This is a genomic window from Halanaerobium sp. DL-01, assembly GCF_003338615.1.
Classification (GTDB): Bacteria; Bacillota; Halanaerobiia; order Halanaerobiales; family Halanaerobiaceae; genus QPJE01.
The window spans coordinates 21,478-41,372 of sequence record NZ_QPJN01000001.1; the positions used below are offsets into that span (position 1 = coordinate 21,478).

At 30.3% G+C, this 19,895-nt stretch carries 16 protein-coding genes; 14 read left to right on the forward strand and 2 right to left on the reverse strand.

Translation table 11 applies throughout. The features are described from left to right. Positions 1-54 precede the first annotated feature (54 nt). The 14 genes from DER71_RS00115 (at position 55) to DER71_RS00180 (ending at position 16,671) form a co-directional block, all read left to right on the forward strand. A complete protein-coding gene (locus DER71_RS00115) occupies positions 55-417 on the forward strand; it encodes an Asp23/Gls24 family envelope stress response protein (RefSeq protein WP_114456865.1) in 363 nt (120 codons plus the stop codon). After that, positions 407-2,143, forward strand: coding sequence for a DAK2 domain-containing protein (locus tag DER71_RS00120; RefSeq protein WP_114456866.1), 1,737 nt, complete (start codon positions 407-409; stop codon positions 2,141-2,143). The genes DER71_RS00115 and DER71_RS00120 overlap by 11 nt, the downstream gene beginning before the upstream one ends. A 14-nt stretch (positions 2,144-2,157) precedes the next feature. Beyond that, a complete protein-coding gene (locus DER71_RS00125) occupies positions 2,158-3,030 on the forward strand; it encodes a DegV family protein (protein ID WP_114456867.1) in 873 nt (290 codons plus the stop codon). Further along, positions 3,030-5,087, forward strand: a complete 2,058-nt coding sequence (gene recG, locus DER71_RS00130) for an ATP-dependent DNA helicase RecG (RefSeq protein WP_114456868.1) — start codon at positions 3,030-3,032, stop codon at positions 5,085-5,087. The genes DER71_RS00125 and recG overlap by 1 nt, the downstream gene beginning before the upstream one ends. A gap of 16 nt (positions 5,088-5,103) precedes the next feature. Continuing rightward, positions 5,104-5,646: a 16S rRNA (guanine(966)-N(2))-methyltransferase RsmD gene (rsmD, locus tag DER71_RS00135; protein WP_114474174.1), complete on the forward strand. Its 543-nt coding sequence runs from the start codon at positions 5,104-5,106 to the stop codon at positions 5,644-5,646. Positions 5,647-5,658: 12 nt separating this feature from the next. After that, the gene (gene coaD / locus DER71_RS00140; RefSeq protein WP_199505513.1) at positions 5,659-6,168 is read left to right on the forward strand and encodes a pantetheine-phosphate adenylyltransferase; all 510 of its coding nucleotides are present in this window, start codon (positions 5,659-5,661) and stop codon (positions 6,166-6,168) included. A 107-nt stretch (positions 6,169-6,275) separates the two neighbouring features. Beyond that, entirely contained in the window at positions 6,276-7,226 is a 951-nt protein-coding gene (locus DER71_RS00145; protein ID WP_114456870.1) for a 1,4-dihydroxy-2-naphthoate polyprenyltransferase, read from the forward strand. Between the two features lie 119 nt (positions 7,227-7,345). Next, a complete protein-coding gene (locus tag DER71_RS00150; RefSeq protein WP_114474175.1) occupies positions 7,346-7,708 on the forward strand; it encodes a YccF domain-containing protein in 363 nt (120 codons plus the stop codon). Between the two features lie 23 nt (positions 7,709-7,731). Next, complete coding sequence (locus DER71_RS00155; RefSeq protein WP_114456871.1) at positions 7,732-8,592, forward strand: patatin family protein; 861 nt, start codon at positions 7,732-7,734, stop codon at positions 8,590-8,592. 28 nt (positions 8,593-8,620) lie between these two features. After that, a complete protein-coding gene (locus tag DER71_RS00160; RefSeq protein ID WP_114456872.1) occupies positions 8,621-9,400 on the forward strand; it encodes a tRNA 2-thiocytidine biosynthesis TtcA family protein in 780 nt (259 codons plus the stop codon). 354 nt (positions 9,401-9,754) lie between these two features. Beyond that, complete coding sequence (locus DER71_RS00165; protein WP_114456873.1) at positions 9,755-10,318, forward strand: nitroreductase family protein; 564 nt, start codon at positions 9,755-9,757, stop codon at positions 10,316-10,318. A 77-nt stretch (positions 10,319-10,395) separates the two neighbouring features. Then, positions 10,396-12,489 carry a bifunctional diguanylate cyclase/phosphodiesterase gene (locus tag DER71_RS00170; protein WP_114456874.1) on the forward strand — a complete coding sequence of 698 codons (2,094 nt, stop codon included), beginning with the start codon at positions 10,396-10,398 and terminating at the stop codon, positions 12,487-12,489. Position 12,490: 1 nt separating this feature from the next. Beyond that, a complete protein-coding gene (locus tag DER71_RS00175; RefSeq protein ID WP_114456875.1) occupies positions 12,491-13,816 on the forward strand; it encodes a DNA repair exonuclease in 1,326 nt (441 codons plus the stop codon). A gap of 5 nt (positions 13,817-13,821) precedes the next feature. Then, positions 13,822-16,671 (forward strand): ATP-binding protein, encoded by a 2,850-nt coding sequence (locus DER71_RS00180; protein WP_158531773.1) that lies wholly within the window; start codon positions 13,822-13,824, stop codon positions 16,669-16,671. Positions 16,672-16,685: 14 nt separating this feature from the next. On the opposite strand, the gene DER71_RS00185 is transcribed toward DER71_RS00180, so the two are convergent. Both DER71_RS00185 and DER71_RS00190 read right to left on the reverse strand, forming a co-directional pair. Then, positions 16,686-18,257, reverse strand: coding sequence for a Na+/H+ antiporter NhaC family protein (locus DER71_RS00185; protein ID WP_114456877.1), 1,572 nt, complete (start codon positions 18,255-18,257; stop codon positions 16,686-16,688). A gap of 41 nt (positions 18,258-18,298) precedes the next feature. Next, entirely contained in the window at positions 18,299-19,891 is a 1,593-nt protein-coding gene (locus tag DER71_RS00190) for an amidohydrolase (RefSeq protein ID WP_114456878.1), read from the reverse strand. Between the last annotated feature and the right edge of the window lie 4 nt (positions 19,892-19,895).

Sequence of the window (19,895 nt, forward strand, 5' to 3'; positions counted from 1 at the left end):
CAACGGTGACTATAATATTGTAGAATAATTATGTATGAAAAGAGGTGTTAACTTATGGAAAAAGAAATTGAAAATAAACTTGGTAAAATAATAATTGATGAAGAGGTAATAGCAAAAACAGCAGGTCTTGCTGTAATGGAATGTTATGGGCTTGTTGGAATGTCATCTAGAGGAGTACAGGATGGACTGGCAGATTTACTTGGATGGGACAATATAAGCAAAGGTGTTGCTGTAAATATTGAGGATGAAGATGTACATTTAGAACTCAACATTATTGTTGAATACGGTACTAATATACACGAAGTTGCACATAATGTTATTGAAAGAGTTCGTTACACCCTCGAAAAAAAAGTAGGAATTGAAATTAATACAATAGATGTAAATGTAAGGGGAGTGAGGGTTGGCGATGCCACATAATGAGAGCATACAAAAAGAAATTAAAATTATAGATGGTGTGAAATTTAAGCAAATTATGTTCTCTTCTTTATATTGGTTAAAAGAGCAGCAGTCATTTATTGATTCACTGAATGTTTTCCCGGTTCCTGATGGAGATACAGGCACAAATATGTATTTAACTTTTAAAGAAGCTGTAAGCTCTATTGAGAAGCTGGAAAGCAGTAATGTGGGAGAGTTAGCTTCTGCATTATCTAAAGGTGCTCTTATGGGAGCTAGAGGTAATTCGGGGGTAATTCTTTCACAGTTAATAAGGGGTTTTGCTTTATCTTTAAAAAACAAAAAAACAATAAGAACTAGTGATTTCGCAGAGGGGTTAAAAAAGGCTTCTGAAGTGGCATATCACGGTGTTTTAAAACCGGTTGAGGGAACTATATTAACTGTATCTAGAGAAACTTCAGAGGCAGCTATGATCGCTTCTGAGAAATACACTGATTTTATGCGGTTTTTACCTGTTATTATAAAAGAAGCAGGTAAATCATTAAATAGAACACCAGATCTACTGCAGACATTAAAAGAAGCAGAAGTGGTGGATGCTGGAGGACAGGGATATCTAACTATGCTTGAAGGTCTTTTAAAAGGATTAAAAGATAAAAAAATTAAAATTACTGGAGAAAATAAAATAAGTAAAAGAACTGATAAAGCTAAAAAAAAGAAAGATATTAAATTTATTTACTGTACACAGATGTTGATTGGAAATGGAGATAGTGAAAGTGAATTGAATAGAAGAATAGAAAAGATGCGCAGAGATCTTCAGAGTTATGGTGACTCAATAATGGTAGTAGGCAGTGAAGGTATTATAAAAGTTCATATCCATACAAACCACCCTGGTGTTGTACTTGAATATGGTCTAAAACAGGGTGGTATATTTGATATAAAAATTGATAATATGGAAAAACAGCATGAAAAAATGCAGGCGGAAAAAATAGCTGCTGCTCTTCCGAACCATCCGGATCATGTCAGAGATGATGAAGGTTTTTTAGCTGAAGAATCTGTAAATACTAATGTTCCGAAGGAACAATTAAAGATGAAAAAAAATTATGGCATTATATCAGTGGGTAATGGAGAAGGTATAAAAAATATTTTAAAAGAACTTGGTGTTGATTATATTATTGAAGGTGGGCAGTCTATGAATCCATCTACAAACGATTTTATACAGGCTTTGGAGCAGATTGATTCAGATAATATAATAATTCTACCCAATAATAAAAACATCATTTCTGCTGCTAATCAGGCAGCAGAGGTAAGTCAAAAAAATATTGTGGTAGTAGAAACACGAACAATTCCACAGGCTGTATCTGCACTGATGGTTTATGATGATGACAATATAGATATCAATCAATTGAAACAAAAGATGGAAAATGAAATACAGTATGTAAAAACTCTGGAAATCACAAAAGCAGTTAAGGATTCCAAAATTAATGGAATGAAAATTAATGAAAATGATATTATAGGTATTTCTGATGGTAAGATAATAAACAGTGGAAATAATTATAATGATGTGATATTAGAATTAATAAAAAAAACTATTGAAGATGAAGAACTTATAACCATTTATTATGGACAGGATATAGAAAATCAGGATGCAGAAGATATTAAAAAATTAATTACAGATAACTTTGATTTTGATGAAATAGAAATATATTCAGGGGGGCAACCTCTCTACCCATATATAATTTCAATGGAATAAGGAGTGTTTTTATTATGATAGCTTTGGTAACAGACAGCACATGTGATTTATCTGAAAAGATTCTTAATAAATATAAAGTAGAGGTTGTACCATTAAGTGTACATTTTGGGGAAAAAGTTTATCAGGATAAAATAGACTTAAAAACTGATGATTTTTTTTCCATGATGGAAAAATCTCAAAAACTTCCAACTACTTCTCAACCGTCTGTGGGAATGTTTTTGGAAAAATATGAAAAGCTGGCTGAAAATTATGATCAAATTATATCAATACATCTTTCAGCAGCATTAAGTGGAACTTATAAATCTGCCAAATTAGCTTCATCAGAGATCGAAAAAATAGATGTTGCGGTTTTAGACTCTAAATCAACCACAGCCGGACTTGGCTTTCTGGTTATTATGGCAGCAAAATTAATAAATAAAGGTCTTAAATTTAACGAAATTATCAAAAAAATTGAGAGTGCCAGAGAAAAACTGACTATTTTTTTTACAGTAAATGAACTGACTTATTTAGAAAAAGGTGGAAGAATAGGTAAAGCTCAGTCATTAATTGGAAATATATTGAACTTCAATCCTGTTCTTGAAATATCAGGTTTAACTGGAGAAGTGGAGCCTAAAGAAAAGGTGAGGGGCTATAAAAGAACAAATAGAAGATTAACAGAACTGACAAATGATTATATTGCAGATAGTTCTCAGGTAAATATTTCTTTTGTATATGGGCGTAAAACAGATAATTATAATCAATTTAAAAATTTTTTGCAGGCTAGTTTGTTGGAAAAAGAAAATCTTGATTATAATATTTTTTCTAATAAAATAGGGGCAGTGTTAGGCTGTCATGCTGGACCACTTGTTTATGGTGTAGTTGTGTTAAAAGGAGAATTACTAGACTAATGAACATTCAGTTAGAAAAAGAAGTACAGTATGTAAAAGGTGTTGGTCCAAAATGGGCTGAATTTCTTGAAAAATTAAATATCAAAACAGTTAAAGATCTGCTGTATTATTTCCCCCGAGAATATGAAGATCGCCGCCAGATTACTGAAATGAGATATGCCAGTCCAGGTCAGCAAGTAAATCTAAAAGGTAGAGTGCTTAAGGTTGAGTTAAAAAAAATCAGAAAAGGTTTTGATATTTTAAAAGTAACTTTTTCTGATGATACTGATGCTGTAAATGGTATATGGTTTAATCAGAATTATCTTCAGAGTAATTTTAAAAAGGGGGAATTTTATTTATTAACAGGTAAAATAAGTGAAAAGAATTGGAGAAAATATAAAAGTAAAGATATTAATAATCCTGTTTACGAAAAACTGGATGTAGATTATCCTATTTTAAATACGGGCAGAATTGTACCTATATATTCACTGACTGAAGGAATTAGTCAGCGAAAGCTAAGAAGAATAATATCCAATGCTTTAATTGATTTAAATGATAATCTTAAAGAACTGCTGCCTGATTATATTTTAAAAAAATACCATTTTCCTACTTTAAAAAAATCACTGTCTGCAGTACATTTTCCAAAAAATAAAAAAGATTATATTTCTGCCCATATGAGGCTTGCTTTTGAAGAGTTATTTCTTTTTCAGCTTTATTTTTTAAATGAAAAAAAGAAATATAATATTGAAGATGGAATAAAACATGATTACAAAAAAGAAAAAATGGATAGTTTTATCAATAGTCTGAAATTTGATCTTACAGATGCACAAAAAAGAGTTTGGCAGGAGATAAGAAATGATTTAGAAAGAAAACAGCCTATGTTACGTCTGCTGCAGGGGGATGTCGGTTCCGGTAAAACAATTATTGCTGCACTTGCATTATTAGAAACAATTGCAAATGGTTATCAGGGTGTATTTATGGCTCCAACAGAAATTTTGGCTGAACAGCACTATTTAAAATTCAAAGAACTATTTGCTGATTTTAACTATAATATTGAAATTATTGTGGGAAGTTTAAAATCTTCAAAAAGAGATTCACTAGAAAAAGCAGTAGCAAATGGAGAAATCGATTTAATAATAGGTACCCATGCCCTTTTTCAGGAAAGCATAAACTATCATAAAATCGGTTTAATAGTTATAGATGAACAGCACCGCTTTGGAGTTGAACAGAGGCATAAATTAAAAGAAAAAGGAGATAGACCTGACCTTTTAATAATGACTGCTACTCCGATTCCGCGGTCTATGGCAATGCTGATTTATGGTGATCTGGATCTTTCAATAATAGATGAGATGCCTCCAGGTAGAAAAACAATTGCTACTTTCTGGAGGAGAAAAAATAGAAGACCAAAAATTTATAGTTTTGTTCGAGACAAAGTAAAAGAAGGCAGACAGGCATATATAGTATGTCCCCTCATTGAACCTTCAGAAGAAATGCCGGAGCTTGTTTCTGCTGAAGAACTTTATGAAATTTTGGGTGATAGTATTTTTAAATATTTTGAAATTGCTTTAATTCACAGCCAGATAAATGCTGAAGAAAAGAAAGATATTATGGATGCTTTTAGAGATGGGAAAATAGATATACTTGTTGCAACAACTGTTATTGAAGTAGGGGTTGATGTTTCTAATGCTACAATAATGGTTATAGAAAATGCTGAACGATTTGGGTTGGCACAGCTGCATCAGCTGCGGGGAAGGGTTGGAAGAGGGAAAACACAGTCATTTTGTATTTTGATATCTGATCCTCCTGGAGAAGATGCGGAAAGAAGGCTGGAGATAATGACCCACAGCAGTGATGGTTTTTTAATTGCAGAAGAAGATTTAAAAATGAGGGGACCAGGTGAATTTTTTGGCACTAGGCAGCATGGTATTGATGATTTGAAAGCTGCCAACCTTATTGAAGATAAACATATTCTAAAAAAAGCTAGAGAAGAAGCTTTGAAAATGGTAAAAGACATTAGATGGGAAGAAAAATATCCTCTTCTCAAAGAAAAAATAGAAAATATAAAATTAAAGATATAGCTGGGGGTTATTACCTATGAGAATCATAGCAGGTTCAGCAGGTGGTATTAAATTGAAATCTATAAAAAGCAGGCAGGTAAGACCAACTTTAGATAGAGTAAAAGAGGCTCTTTTTAATATGCTGGGCCAGTCTATCCTGGATTCTGTTTTTTTGGATCTTTATGCCGGTTTTGGTGGTATTGGAATTGAAGCACTGAGCCGGGGAGCAAAAAAAGTTGATTTTGTAGAAAAAAATAGAAAATTCGCTTCTATTATAAAAAGAAATTTAAATAAAACCAATCTCATAAATTTTGGAGAAATATACTGTGAAGATGTTTATAATTTTCTGCAGAAAACTTCAACTCAGTATGATATTATTTTTATGGATCCACCTTATAAGAAAGGTTATGTTAAAAAAACTATAAATATTATATTAGAAAATAGGATTTTAAACTCCAGGGGATTAATAGTTATAGAAACTGCTTCTGATGAAAAAATAGATTTAGGCAAAAAATTTCAGATGATTCGCGAACGTAAATACGGTGGTTCTCAAATATATATTTATAAGTTGAGTTTATAGAGGGAGGTTGTTATGATAAATAAAATAGTATATCCAGGCAGTTTTGATCCAGTAACTTATGGGCATTTAGATATAGTTGAAAGGGCAGCGAATATTTTTGATGAGGTTATAATTTCTGTTTTTTTAAATCCCAATAAAGATCCGGTGTTTACCATGGAGGAAAGAGTTAATTTGCTTAAAGAATCTACTAAACATATTAAAAATGTTAGTGTGGATTCCTTTTCGGGTCTTACAACAGAATATGTTAAATCAGTTGGTGGTGAAGCAATATTGAGAGGGCTCAGAGCTGTTTCAGATTTTGAAGGTGAATTTCAGATGTCATCAATGAATAAATATCTCAATAAAGAAATAGAAACTATTTTTTTGATGACAGATTCTAAATATGCTTTTTTAAGTTCAACAGTAATCAGAGAAGCCGCTTATTTTGGTGGAGATATAAGTGATCTGGTGCCTGAATTTGTAGCAGAAAAATTAAAAAATAAAATGGCTGCTGTTCGGAGTGATCAAGATGGAAAAAATTAAAATTATAACTGTGAGTACTTCAGGTCTGCAGTATTCATAATGCAGGATTTGCCATTCCAAAATTTTAGGATAAAATATGTTTTATACCATACAGGAGGAGTTAACAAATGACATTAACCAGTTTTTTAAAACTGGTAGAGATAAGAACCAAAATTGCCAGTATTACTCCCTTTATACTGGGAAACATATATGCTTTTTATTTTTACAGGAGCTTTAATTTACATAATTTTTTGCTTATGTTTTTATCTCTTCTTTCTATAGATATGGCTACAACAGCGATTAATAATTATCAGGATTACAAAAAAGCACAGCAGAAAAAAGGATATAATTATGAATCACATAATGCAGTTGTAAAATATAATTTATCGGTAAAAAATGTTAAAATTGTTATTGGATCACTACTGACTGCTGCTTCAGCTTTTGGCGTTTTGCTGTTTTTAAATACTGATATTGTTGTTCTGCTTTTGGGTGTGATATCTTTTTTAATAGGTATTTTATATACTTGTGGCCCGATTCCAATTTCGAGAACACCTGCTGGTGAAATTTTTTCTGGGTTTTTAATGGGTTTTTTAATTCCAATGCTGACTATTTATATACATAATATGAGTTTAATCAATATTTTTACAGAAGGAGTATTTTTTACTGTTCAATTCAATTGGATAGAGATATTAAAAATATTTTTAGCAACATTCCCTCTTACTGCAGGTATTGCTAATATTATGCTTGCCAATAATATTTGTGATATAGAAGATGATTTAGAAAACAATAGATATACTCTGCCAATATATATTGGCAGAGATAAATCTCTAAAATTATTTAAAATTTTTTATTATTTATGTTATTTATTTATACTGATTACAGCTGTTTTTAAGATAGTTCCTTTTTATTCTCTTTTAACTTTTGTAACTATTCCTGCAGTAGTAAAAAATATAAATTATTTTTTGCAAAAACAGGACAAAAAAGAAACTTTTATACTGTCTATTAAAAACTTTATTATAATAAATTACAGCTATATTATTTCTTTCTTAATTGCTTTTATTATTAAATATAAATTTTAGTTAAAATAAAACTGTACCTACTTTTTGTAATAGTTTATTATTTGTCAGCGTTTATTGTCGTAAATAAAACAAATACAATGTTATTTGACGTAACGGAATTTAACGAAGGAGGAAATAATATGAGTTTATTAGGAAATATTATCTGGTTTATTTTTGGGGGATTTATAGAAGCTGTAGGCTGGTGGTTTTTTGGGATATTATGGTATGCAACAATAATTGGAATTCCGGTGGGTAAACAGTGTTTTAAACTTGCTAAAATGCAGCTTGCTCCTTTTGGAAAAAAAGTGGTAGAAAAAGAAAGTTCCACTATTGGATTTATTGCCAATATAATCTGGATAATATTTTTTGGCTGGGAACTTGCTGTGGCAAATCTAATATCTGCTTTAATATTTGCTGTTACAATTATCGGCATTCCCTTTGCCAAACAGAGTTTAAAATTGGCTTATTTATCTTTAATGCCGTTTGGTAAAGATATAAAATAAAGAAATTTATGAGGTGAGTTTTTTTGTATATTGAAGACTGTGCACTTGTGCTGGAAGGTGGAGGAATGAGAGGTGCTTTTACAGCAGGTATTATAAAATTTTTGCTGGAAAAGAATCTTATATTTGAATATGTTGTTGGAGTTTCAGCTGGGGCAAATAATGGAGCTAATTATGTTTCCAGACAGGTTGATAGAAACAAAAAAATATTTGTTGATTTAGTGGAAGATGAGAGGTATATGGGTATAAAAAATCTTATTAAAGAAGGCAATTATTTTGGTATGGATTTTTTGTTTCATGAGCTTCCACATAAAATACTTCCTTTTGATTATGAAAACTTTTTAAAATCAAACAGCAAACTGGTTGTTGGTGTTACAGACTGTACAGCAGGAAAAGCTGTTTTTTTACAACCTAAAAATTGCGGCAGCCAGAAAAAAATAGACAAGATTTTTAAAGCTACAAGCAGTCTGCCTTTAATTTCTACTCCTGTTAAAATGGGAGGGAGAGTATATTTTGATGGTGGAATTACAGCACCTATACCGGTTAATAGGGCTGAGGCTGATGGATATAAAAAAAATCTGATCGTTTTAACACGAGAAAATAATTACAGGAAAAAACCTTTAAAAGCGGGTTTTTTATTGAATTTTTTTCTTAAAGATTATCCACAACTGGTTGATCAACTTAAAAATCGCTATAAAGTTTATAACCGAACTATAGATTATATCAGAAAGAAAGAAAAAAAAGGAGATTTTTTTGTTTTTAGACCGCAAAATTTGGCTATAGATAGATTTAGTAAAGATAAAGAAAAATTAAAAGAACTTTATAATTCGGCTTATAAAATTGCAGAAAATCGTTCTAAAGAACTATTAGACTGGCTGAAAAGCTGACTGATGAATTTAAAAGGGAGTTTTTAATATGGAGTTGAGGTTGGAAAGGTGGATAAATCATCGAATTGTTAAAGCAATGGCTGAATTTGAAATGATTGAAGAAGGAGATAATGTTTTGGTTGGACTTTCCGGTGGTAAAGACAGCAGTTTTTTGCTTTATGCTCTGGCAGTATTAAAAAAATATTTTTCTGTTCAATTTAATTTGAAAGCAGCAACTGTTAACCCTGGCTTTAATGATAAAGAAATTTATGATGATTTATCTTTTTTTGCAGATGAATTAAATATACAGTATGAGATTATTGAAACTGAAATTGCTCAATATATTTTAAATGAAGATGTAGATAATCCATGTTCAAAATGTGCACATTTTCGAAAAGGAGCACTTGTCAGCTATATGAAAGAAAACAATTGTAATAAACTGGCTTTTGGTCATCATTATGATGATGCTGTGGAAACTTTTTTGATGAGTATTATTTATTCAGGGCAGATATCTTCACTGCAGCCTTTTCGCTATTTAAGCCAGAATAATGTTTATATAATTCGTCCACTGATTTTTCTGCGTGAAGATACAATAATTAGGGAGATCAAAAAACTGGATATAAATATTTTAGAAAGTAATTGTCCTTATGATAAAATGAACAAAAGAGCTGAAATAAAAGAAAGTTTTGCTGATTTATTTAGGAATAAACAGCTTTTTTATAATACTGCCGCTGCAATGAGGGCTGGAAGAAGAATAGAACTCTGGCCTGAAAAAAAAGATGAAAAAATGATAAGTGAAAAGATGAATTATTTTTGGAAAGGTAAATGAGATATAAAATCATTTTATGCCAGTATTGAAGCATCCCTTAGAGATTGGGATTCTTTTGAAGTACCTCATTTTTAATACAGCCTGTATACTGTGTTAAAAGAAAATTATAATCGAATTCACAGTACAATTGGAGGACATAAAAAATGAATTATGACAGAGGAAATAAAAAAGGCAGATTAATTTTGGAAGCTTGTAATTTTGGGAGCTTGTAATATTGTAAATTTAATTGAAGAGTAATTAGATTTATTTTTAGCAGTAATTTGAAGGAATTAGACAGCATTTGTAGAAATTAATAATTAAAGCTGTTCGGCTGATCTTTATACAAATTTTATTATTATAAAAAGGGGAGATAATGTGTTAAAAGATCTGGTATTAAAAAACAGAAGTGTAAGACGATTTCAGGAAAAGAAGAAAATTGGCAGAAAAACTCTTGAAGAACTTATTGATTTTGCACGAATAACACCCTCGGCATCCAATCTGCAGCCCTTAAAATATTTAATTTTTGAGAGTGAAGGTAATGATAAAATTTTTCCATATACAAACTGGGCAGGATATTTAAAAGACTGGGATGGACCTGAAGAAGGTGAAAGACCAGCTGCATATATTGTAGTTGTGGGAGACAGGGAAATTTCCACAAATTACTGGGCTGATCCTGGAATAGCAATGCAGACAATTTTATTGAGAGCAGTAGAAAAAGGATTCAATGGGTGCATTTTGGGAGCAATTGATAAAAAAGGAATTCGAACTAAAATTGAGCTTGATGAAAGGTATGATATTTTATATGTAGTTGCTCTTGGTTATCCAGCTGAAGAAGTGGTTCTGGAAAAATGCGAGGATGATGATATTAAATACTGGCGTGATAATAATGATCTTCATCATGTTCCAAAGAGGAAACTTGAGGATATTATATTAAATTAGAATAAAGTTAAGATAAAGTTACGATAAACTGCCGCTTCAGCGGCAGTTTTAATAATTATATTTATAGGGTGATAATATTGATATCAAGAAGAGATCAGAATAAAATTGATAAAAATGAGTATAATAAAAAAAAATTGGACTTGATTTGTTTTCATTTACAATCTGCCATTATTTCCTGGAACAGAGAAGGGAAAATCATTGATTGGAATAGAGCTGCTGAAGAACTTTTTGGCTGGAAAAAGGAAGAAATTATAGGTAGAGATTTTCTAACAACTTTAATAGTTGACAAAGACCGTGATAAATGGAAAAAAATTCAGGATAAATTATACAGTAAAGTTTCAAATGAAATAAAATCTGAAGCTGTAGATAAAAAGGGAAATTTTATTATATGCAGGTGGAAAAATTTTGTAATCAAAGAAGAAGAAAATATAAAAGAAATAATCTCAATAGGCGAAAATATCAGTCAGGAAATAGATAAAGAAAATAAGATTTCAAATCTAATCAAAGCTATAAATGAAACTGATAATTGGGTTGTTATAACAGATCCAGATGGAAATATTGAATATGCTAACACTACAGTAGAAGATGTGACAGGATATAAAAAAGAAGAAATTATAGGTAAAAATCCATCTATTTTTAAATCAGGAAAACACAAAAAATCTTTTTATAAAAATATGTGGGAAACTATCAAATCAGGTAATGTTTTTAATGATATTTTAATAAATAAAAAAAGGAACGGAGAACTTTTCTATTCTGAACAGACAATTACTCCCATTCAGTCAGATGATGGTGAACTATTAAATTTTATATCAGTGGGAAAAGATATAACTAAAAATGAAAAATTAAGAAAAAAATTAATATATATCTCTAATTATGATATTTCATCCGGCCTGCCAAACAAAAGAGCTTTTAAGACAAAATTAGAAAAATTAATTGAATTTGAAGAGGAAAAAGTCAAAGCTGTATTTGTTATAAGTATAAGTGATGTAAAATATTTTAATGATATTTATCGAAAAAATGATGATGAGAAAAACTTTATTAGAGCTGCAGCTGATTGGATTATGGAATATCTTGAAGAAGATAGTTTGCTGGTAAATATTGATGAAAATTATTTTATTTCATATTTGGAAGGAAATGAATTTGCTTTACTGGTAAATGATTTTGACAGCAGTAATGATATTTATGGACTGGCTGAAAAAATAATAGAAATTTTTAAAAATCCGATTGTTTTTAATAACGAATATTTAATGCTTTCTGTGAAAATTGGTATATCATTATATCCTGAAGATGACACTACAGCTGAAGAACTGATCTCTAAGGCAGAAATTGCTACTATAACAATTTCTAAAAACAGATATGCTTTTTTTGATGAAAAAAATAATATTTATATTAAAAAATACAGCAAAATGGAAGCAGAGATGAAGAGAGCTCTGGAAAAAGATGAATTTTTGCTGTATTATCAGCCTTACTATAATGGGAAGACTGAAGAAGTTTTTGCTGCTGAAGCACTGCTGAGGTGGAGAGATCCTAACAAAGGAATTATATCTCCAGCAGAATTTATACCTGTACTGGAAGAGTCAGGGATGATAATAGATGTTGGGCTGCTTGTTGTTAAAAAAGTATTAGAAATGTTTTATAAAATTGAAAATAATAATATAAATTCTGTACCTTTATCTATTAATTTATCACCTATACAGCTCAATGATTCTGCACATCTGGAATCAATATTTGAAATTGTTTCTGATAGTAATATTAGTTCTGATTTAATCACCTTTGAAATTACAGAATCAAGTGTGATGGAAAATGTGCAATATACATTTGAAATTATGAAAAAAATGAAAGAAAATAAATTTTCTATATCTATAGATGATTTTGGAACTGGATATTCCTCTTTAAGTTACCTTCAAAAATTTCCAGTTGATTTTTTAAAAATTGATTTAAGCTTTATCCAAAATATGAGAAAAGGAAAAGAGGCAGAAAGTATAGTAGAATTTATAATTAAGATGGCCCATCTTTTGGGAATGAAAACAATAGCTGAAGGTGTTGAAAATAAGTTTGAATTAAAAAAATTGAATTCATATAATAATGATTTTATTCAGGGATTTTATTTTAGTCCTCCATTAGAAGAAGATAAGTTTATCTCATATCTGCTGAAGGAGAAAAATAGATAATATGAAAAATAATATAAAATTTATCCATGCTGCGGATATTCATCTTGGTAGTTCACTTCATTATTCCGGAAATTATTCCACAAATATTCGTAATATGGCTGATAATGCACTACAGAGAGCCTGGAATAATTTAATAGAATGCTGCTGTAAAAATGAGGTAGATTTTTTGCTGCTGGCTGGCGATATTCTTGACAGTGATCAAAGATCTATAAAAGCTCTTGATATATTCATTGATGGCTGTAAGAGATTAAGTGAACAAAATATTGAAATTTATATGATTACAGGAAATCACGATAGTGGAGCAGATTTTGATGATTTAATAGAGCTGCCGAAAAATTTAAATATTTTTTCTGCCAAAAATCCTGAGTTAAAAAAATTCAAAAAAAATGGCAGAGAAAGAGTGAATTTAATCGGCCAGTCATATTCTGGCCATCAGGAACGGGATCCAATTTTTGAAAATTATATTTTTCCTCAAAATGAACTTTTGAATATTGCTTTACTTCATACACAGCTTGAGGGTAAAAACAGCAAATATGTACCTGTTTCCAGAAATGAATTAACTGCCGTAAAAAAAGTTGATTATTGGGCATTAGGACATATTCATCAGGCTCAAATCATTAATCATAAAAATCCTGCCGTTTTTTTCTCGGGCAACATACAGGGAAGAGATTTTGGAGAACAGCTGCAGGGAGGTGCCCTGCTGGTTGAATTTGAGAATAAAAAGCTGACAGATGTACAATTTCTTGCTCTTTCTGATACTATTTATATGGATCTATATGTAGATATTACTGGTAAAAAGATAAAAAATCTTACCGAAATGATGGATTTAATGGTCAGTAAATTTAAGTCAGCTTTTGCAGAAATGAAATTTATTCCTGATTCTTTTAAAAATAATTATAAAAAGCAGCATATTCAAATTGTTCTGCTGAGGTGGATTATTAAAGGCAGGGGAGATGCTGCAGAAATTTTATTAGAAGATGAAGAAGGGGTTAATGAATATTTAACAAAAAAATTAAACAGAAATTTAAATGATAAAGATGGCTTTTTTTTGACAGAAGAAATTGTCAATTTGACAGAAAATATTTTTTTAGATAATGAAATGGAAAATAAAATTAAAGAAAGTGAAATTTTTAGAGAAATTGATGCAGTAAAAAATGATTTATTAAATAAAGAAGATATGGTTTTAATATCTGAAATAATGGGAGAAATCTGGCAGCTAAATGATTCATCAGACCCCCATTATTTTGAAATAGACAAAAATTTAATTGAAAGGCTTTTAAATAAGGCGGAATTTGAAATACTTAAATCTCTCTTTGGGGGGAGGTAATTGATTTGTACATAAAAAATTTATATATAAAAGATTTTGGAGTTTTTCGCATTTCAGAGCTCAAAGGACTTATTAACGGATTAAATATCATAGCAGGAGAAAATAGATCTGGGAAAACTACACTTTATAAAATTATGATGAACTTGGGTTATGGATTTAGTAAAAGTATGAATATACCAAATCCAGTTAATAAATATGTTGTAGAAGCTGAAATAATAGATAATAGCAAGGATTACAGTGTACAGTTAAATGGATATTCTTATCCTGTAGTACAGATCAAAAATAATTGTGAGAGTAAAGCTTCAGTTAAAGAAACTGCAAAACAGCTTTACGGAAATATGGATGAATTTTCCTATCAAAATATTTTTGGAATTTCTCTGGATTATCTCCGCACATTTCCGGTTGGATATACAAATAAAGAACTGTCCAAACTTCAATCTGTTTTACTTGGAGCCGGATTTAATCAGATAAAGAAAATTCCAGAAATTAAAGAAAAATATTTAAAAGAAGCTAAAAATATTGGTGGGAAATATGGCAGAACAAATGTAGGTGAATTTAAACCCTATTACAGTCAAATAGATGAAGGATTGGAACTGCAGGAAAAAGCAAGAAATGATTTTGATAAATATTACAGGTTAAAAAAAGAGAGAAAAAGTTTGCTTCAGGAAAAAGAAGAAACCGCTTTAAAAATTGATCAAAAAAACAAAAAACTTGATTTTTTGGATCTGCTGGAAAAAAACTATGATTCAATTGAAAAATATATTAGATTAAACAATAAAATCAAAAAATTTTCTCATCTTAACAATTTACAGATTGATGAAGATAAAATAAAGGAGTTTGAAAAACTAAAAGAAAAATATAAAAATAATAATAAAAAAATATCAGAGCTTAAACTGGAATCAAGAAAAGTTTCTTCTTTGAATATTGAAGAACAGCAGAATATTTTAAATTATAAGAATAAAATTATACATAATGCCAGAAATATATCATTTTATCTGGAAAAAATAAGGAACTGGTACAAATCTGCATCAGAATTAAAAGATGAGAAAACAGAAATTATATTTAGATTTGAAAGTTTGCTGAAAAAGAATTTAACTGTTTCTACAAAAATTGATAAGGTTGTGAATTCAGAAATTAAAAGATCACGGCAGGATGCTGAAAAAATTGACAGTATAAAAATAGAGTTGGAGAGGCTGAATCTGGAAAAATATAGCAGAAAAAGAGAAATAGATGATTTAAAAGAAAAAATTGAAGAATTGAAAAATTATACTTCAGATAAAAATTGGTTTTTTTATTCTATAGTATTCCTATTAATTTTAAGTGGAGTCTTACTTTCTTTTTTTAGTAAAAATTTTTTGGCTGGAATTTTATCAATATTTTCTGGAACAATTATTTTTAGTTATTTTATATATAATGAATATAGGATTAAAAAGGAAAAAAAGAAAGATATCGAAGAAATAGAAGAAAAAATAAAACTAGTCAAAATAGAAAAGGATAGTCTAGAAAAAAATATTTATGCTAAAAATAAAAAATTAGAAATTCTAAAAAATAGATTAGATATTTATCGTAAAACTTTCTGTTTTCCTGAAACATTAGATTACAGTTTATTACCTGATTTTATAGAGGAATTATATGATCTGCAAAATGACTGGAGAAATTGGCTCAGCAATGCAAGAAAATTTAAAGACATCACTGATGATATTATTTCTAAATATAGAGCTGTAAATAACCTATATAGAGATCTTAATAAATTTAGTGATGATATATATTGCTTTGATAAAATAAGTGAATTTAAAGCTTATAGGAAGCATACAGAGCAGTTTGATTTACTTGAAAAAATACTGGTATCTAATACAAAACTACAGAAAATAAAAAATGAAAATAAAGAAATTATACATTCTATTAAATTAATATATAATGAAATTTTTAATGCAAGTAAATATGAAGATAGAACAATGATTGAAGATTTGGAAAAATTTTTTAATGATTATAATAAATTTTTGATTTTAAAAGAAGAAAAAAACAGTATCTATGAGAAGATAACATACAGTCTATATTCAAAAAATAATGATGAAAATGGGTTTGATTCTAAAGGTGAATTTGAAAAAATTCTGCGGGGTTTTTCTCAATATAATTCTAAAAAAAGGGTAGAAACTGAAAGACAGGATACAGAAGTTGAATTAAATAATCTTAAAAAAAGAAGAGAAAATATTATATTAAAAGTTCAGGATATTGAGACTAAATTAGAAGAATTAAGTTCCCAAGCAAAATTAAATGAAAGCAGGAGGAAAATAGATAAAGCTCGAAAAAACCTAAAAAAAATTGCTGAAAAATATGCGGTAAATAAACTGGTTTGCTTAATATTGGATAAACTTCAGGAAAATTTTTATAAAAAAATCAAAAATGAATATTTAAAAGATGCTTCAGAAATATTTAAATATCTAAGCAACAATGATTATAATAAGATAGTTCCTGGAGATGATCTCTGGTCTGCTAAATTGGATATTGTAAATAATGAAGATAAAATATATCACAGTCATGATATGCTGAGTAGAGGTACAGAAGAACAGCTGTTTTTGTCTGTAAGACTGAGTAGAATAAGAAAGATAAAACCACCACTTCCTGTTATTATTGATGATTCTCTGGTCAATTTTGATATTAAACATTTAGAAAGGGCTGTTGATGAAATTTTAAAATTGTCCAAACAAAATCAGATTATTCTATTGACCTGTCACAAAAGAATTATAGAAATGGTTGAGAAAAAAGAAACAGCCAGCAAGAGCTGGCTGCTAAAAAAAGGCAGCTTTGTAGAAAAAGATTTAAAGCATCTTAAAAAAGAAATGTCTTTTTTTTAAAAGAAAATATATTTTTAAGCTGTTTTTGTATTTTGAACTTCAGAAGATACATCTTCATTTTCTGCTTTAGAACCTGCAAAGTTTACGATTAAATAAAGTATCAATGTTCCAATCGGAAGTAAATAAAATGCTGATATGCCAAATCCAGCAGGTAGAAAACCGAATAAAGCTGCTACTGAACCTACAGTAAGCGCATAAGGCATTTGTGTTTTTACATGATCCATATGGTCTACCGCAGATGCAGTTGAGGACATTATGGTTGTATCAGATATAGGTGAACAGTGATCTCCCATTACTCCTGCTGTTAAAACTGCACCTATTGTTGGCAGCATAGGGATACCTATGGAATTTGCCAGTGGAATTGCTAGTGGCATTACTATAGCAACAGTTCCCCAGGAACTTCCAATAGTAAAAGCTATAAATGAAGAAATAATAAATAAAAGCATCGGAACTATTTCTGGCATTATATTTCCTTCCAGAATTCCTACAATATAATTAGCTGTACCTAAATCTTCTGTTATACTTCCAATTGACCAGGCAAGAATTAGTATCATACAGGCAATAAACATAGATTTTGCCCCATCAATCCAGCCGTTTAATATTTCCGAGATATTTAAAATTCTTCTACTTAATGCCAGAATACCTGCAATTAAGCTGCCGCTTATTGCTGCCCAGAGAAGAACAATACTTGCATCAGCATTCCCAAAAGCATCCTGAATAGAAGTACCTTCAGTCATTCCTCCACCATTGTACCAGAGGCCGATAATTGTAATCACTATAACACCCAAAATAGGTAAAAATGAATTGGAGAAAGAAAAACTCTGACCTTCAGGCTGTTCAATTTCTTCCATTTCCTGTGATACCATTGGTGTTGAACCGGGTCTTAATGTTTCACCAGTTTTTCTTGCTCTTTTTTCTGCTGCCAGCATCGGTCCAAAATCTTTTCCACTGAAAATAATGATTAGTGCAAAAACAAGAGCTAAAATGCTGTAAAATCTAAAGGGAATTGTCTGTACAAAAGTTGCATATGCATTTAGTTCAATATTTAATGCATCAAATCCATCTTTAATCAAACCTACTTCAAAGGCTATCCAGGTTGAAATAGGAACAATACTCGAAACAGCTGCTGCCGTTAAATCAACCAGAAAGGCAAGCTTTTCTCGAGAAATTTTCATTCTATCTGTAATCGGGCGCATTGTGTTACCTACAATTAATGTATTGGCATAATCATCAAAGAATATCAGTACCCCCATAAGCCAGGCGGCAAATTGAGTTTTTCTAATTGACTGAGCTTTTCGGGCAACATATTCACCAATCGCCAGTATCCCTCCAGCTTTATTAATAATTCCTATCATTCCTCCCATAGCCAGTAAAAATAATATAATCCCGGCATTCCATGAGTCGGCTAGAGAGGCCAGTATATAATTATCAAGTGTATGCATAAAAGCAGTAATTGGATTAATGTTAATTATAACTGCACCAGCAAAAACTCCAAGAAATAATGATAATATAACTTCCTTACTCCACCAGGCAAGCAGAATTGCCAGCATTGGTGGAATCAGTGACAAAATTCCATAATTATCCATATTTAAACATCCTTCCTGTTATCTTTTATAAACTAGTTATTTTAATTCCAGTAAACTTTTCCATTTATAGATACAGCGGCAACCTTTATATTTCTAATTTCTTCTTCTGCAGTCAAAAAGGGATTATTATCTAATATAACAAAATCAGCTTTATAATCCTTTTTAATCTGACCAATTTGATTATCCATAAAACAATTATATGCAGCATTTTTTGTGTAAAGTTTAAGAGCTTCCTGGACAGTTAATTTTTCCCATGGTTGCCACCCTCCAGCTGGATTATAATCTCTGTCCTGTCTAGTAACAGCACAGGAGATACCCCAGATTGGATTCGGAGATTCTACAGGACAGTCAGAACCACCTGCAGCATTAATACCAAGATTAAACATTGTCTTCCAGGCGTATGTTCCAATTTCTCTTTCCTTACCAATTCTTTTAGAAACAATAGTCCAGTCAGTGGCAGTAAAAGGCGGCTGAATGTCAGCCTGCAGATTAAGTTCTGCCATTCTGTTCAATAAATCATAATCAGTAATCTGACAGTGGATTATTCTATTCCTCAAACCACTTCCATATCTTTTTTGAAGTCTCTCCATAATATCAATAAAGAGAGCAACAGTTCTATCACCAATTGCATGACAGGCAATCTGCATTCCATTTTTTAGAGCTATTTCTGATAAATTATATAATTTCTGTTTTCCATAGACAAGTTTTCCAAATTGATTTTCTTCATCAGCATAACTTTCCCGTAAAGCAGCAGTTCTTGCTCCCAGAGAGCCATCAGCTAGCACTTTTAGAGGTCCAAGAGTTAAGTAGTCATCATAATAAGTTATCAGATTATTTTTTAAAAATTCATTAATTTCTTCAGGGGTTTTCAGCCTAAGCTGTAGATTAAATTTAATAGGTAATTTATTTTCATCGGCCAGCTCATAATAGGCCTGCAGTACTTTCTGAAAATCGACATTTGCACTATCAAGATCATCTGTTTGAACAGCAGTTATACCTTTTTTTCTCAGCATTTTTCCGGCTTTAACTAGATAATTTTTTATATCTTCAACAGATAGAGGTGGCATATTTTCATAAATTAAATCCATTGCTTTTTCTGCAAAAATTCCATTAGGATTTTCATTATCATCCAAATAGATTTTTCCACCATCAATATATGTATCAGAATCTATATCAATTTTTTTTAAAGCAGCCGAATTTGCAGTTAATAAATGTCCACAGGTTCGGGTCAAAACAATTGGTCTTGATGTTGAAATTTTATCAAGATCACATCTTGTAGGCATTCTTTTTTCAATAAAATTTTCCTGATTCCAGCCTCTGCCAAAAATCCATTCATTTTCTTTCGGTTTTTTTTCTTCAATAAATTTTTGTACAGCTGAAATCATTTCTTCAATTGAATTTACACTGTTTAAATCAACCATATCCAGTGTCATACCATAGGCTAATACATGCATATGACTGTCATTAAATCCAGGCAGAAGAGTTTGTCCGTTTAGATCAATTAACTGGTATTCATCTTTGATTTTAGTATTGAAATCAATTATCTTATCATTTTCTATAAGCACATTATTTACAGTAGGATTTTTTTCATCCATTGTATATATATAACCATTATAAAAGAGCTTTTTTGTCATTTTA

What these genes read in the sequence shown, in the direction of transcription:
- DER71_RS00145 (WP_114456870.1), top strand. Translation starts at nt 6,276, where the DNA reads ATGACATTAACCAGTTTTTTAAAACTGGTAGAGATAAGAACCAAAATT.
- DER71_RS00120 (WP_114456866.1), top strand. Translation starts at nt 407, where the DNA reads ATGCCACATAATGAGAGCATACAAAAAGAAATTAAAATTATAGATGGT.
- DER71_RS00185 (WP_114456877.1), bottom strand. Translation starts at nt 18,257, where the DNA reads ATGGATAATTATGGAATTTTGTCACTGATTCCACCAATGCTGGCAATT.
- coaD (WP_199505513.1), top strand. Translation starts at nt 5,659, where the DNA reads ATGATAAATAAAATAGTATATCCAGGCAGTTTTGATCCAGTAACTTAT.
- DER71_RS00150 (WP_114474175.1), top strand. Translation starts at nt 7,346, where the DNA reads ATGAGTTTATTAGGAAATATTATCTGGTTTATTTTTGGGGGATTTATA.
- DER71_RS00175 (WP_114456875.1), top strand. Translation starts at nt 12,491, where the DNA reads ATGAAAAATAATATAAAATTTATCCATGCTGCGGATATTCATCTTGGT.
- DER71_RS00125 (WP_114456867.1), top strand. Translation starts at nt 2,158, where the DNA reads ATGATAGCTTTGGTAACAGACAGCACATGTGATTTATCTGAAAAGATT.
- recG (WP_114456868.1), top strand. Translation starts at nt 3,030, where the DNA reads ATGAACATTCAGTTAGAAAAAGAAGTACAGTATGTAAAAGGTGTTGGT.
- rsmD (WP_114474174.1), top strand. Translation starts at nt 5,104, where the DNA reads ATGAGAATCATAGCAGGTTCAGCAGGTGGTATTAAATTGAAATCTATA.
- DER71_RS00160 (WP_114456872.1), top strand. Translation starts at nt 8,621, where the DNA reads ATGGAGTTGAGGTTGGAAAGGTGGATAAATCATCGAATTGTTAAAGCA.
- DER71_RS00115 (WP_114456865.1), top strand. Translation starts at nt 55, where the DNA reads ATGGAAAAAGAAATTGAAAATAAACTTGGTAAAATAATAATTGATGAA.
- DER71_RS00190 (WP_114456878.1), bottom strand. Translation starts at nt 19,891, where the DNA reads ATGACAAAAAAGCTCTTTTATAATGGTTATATATATACAATGGATGAA.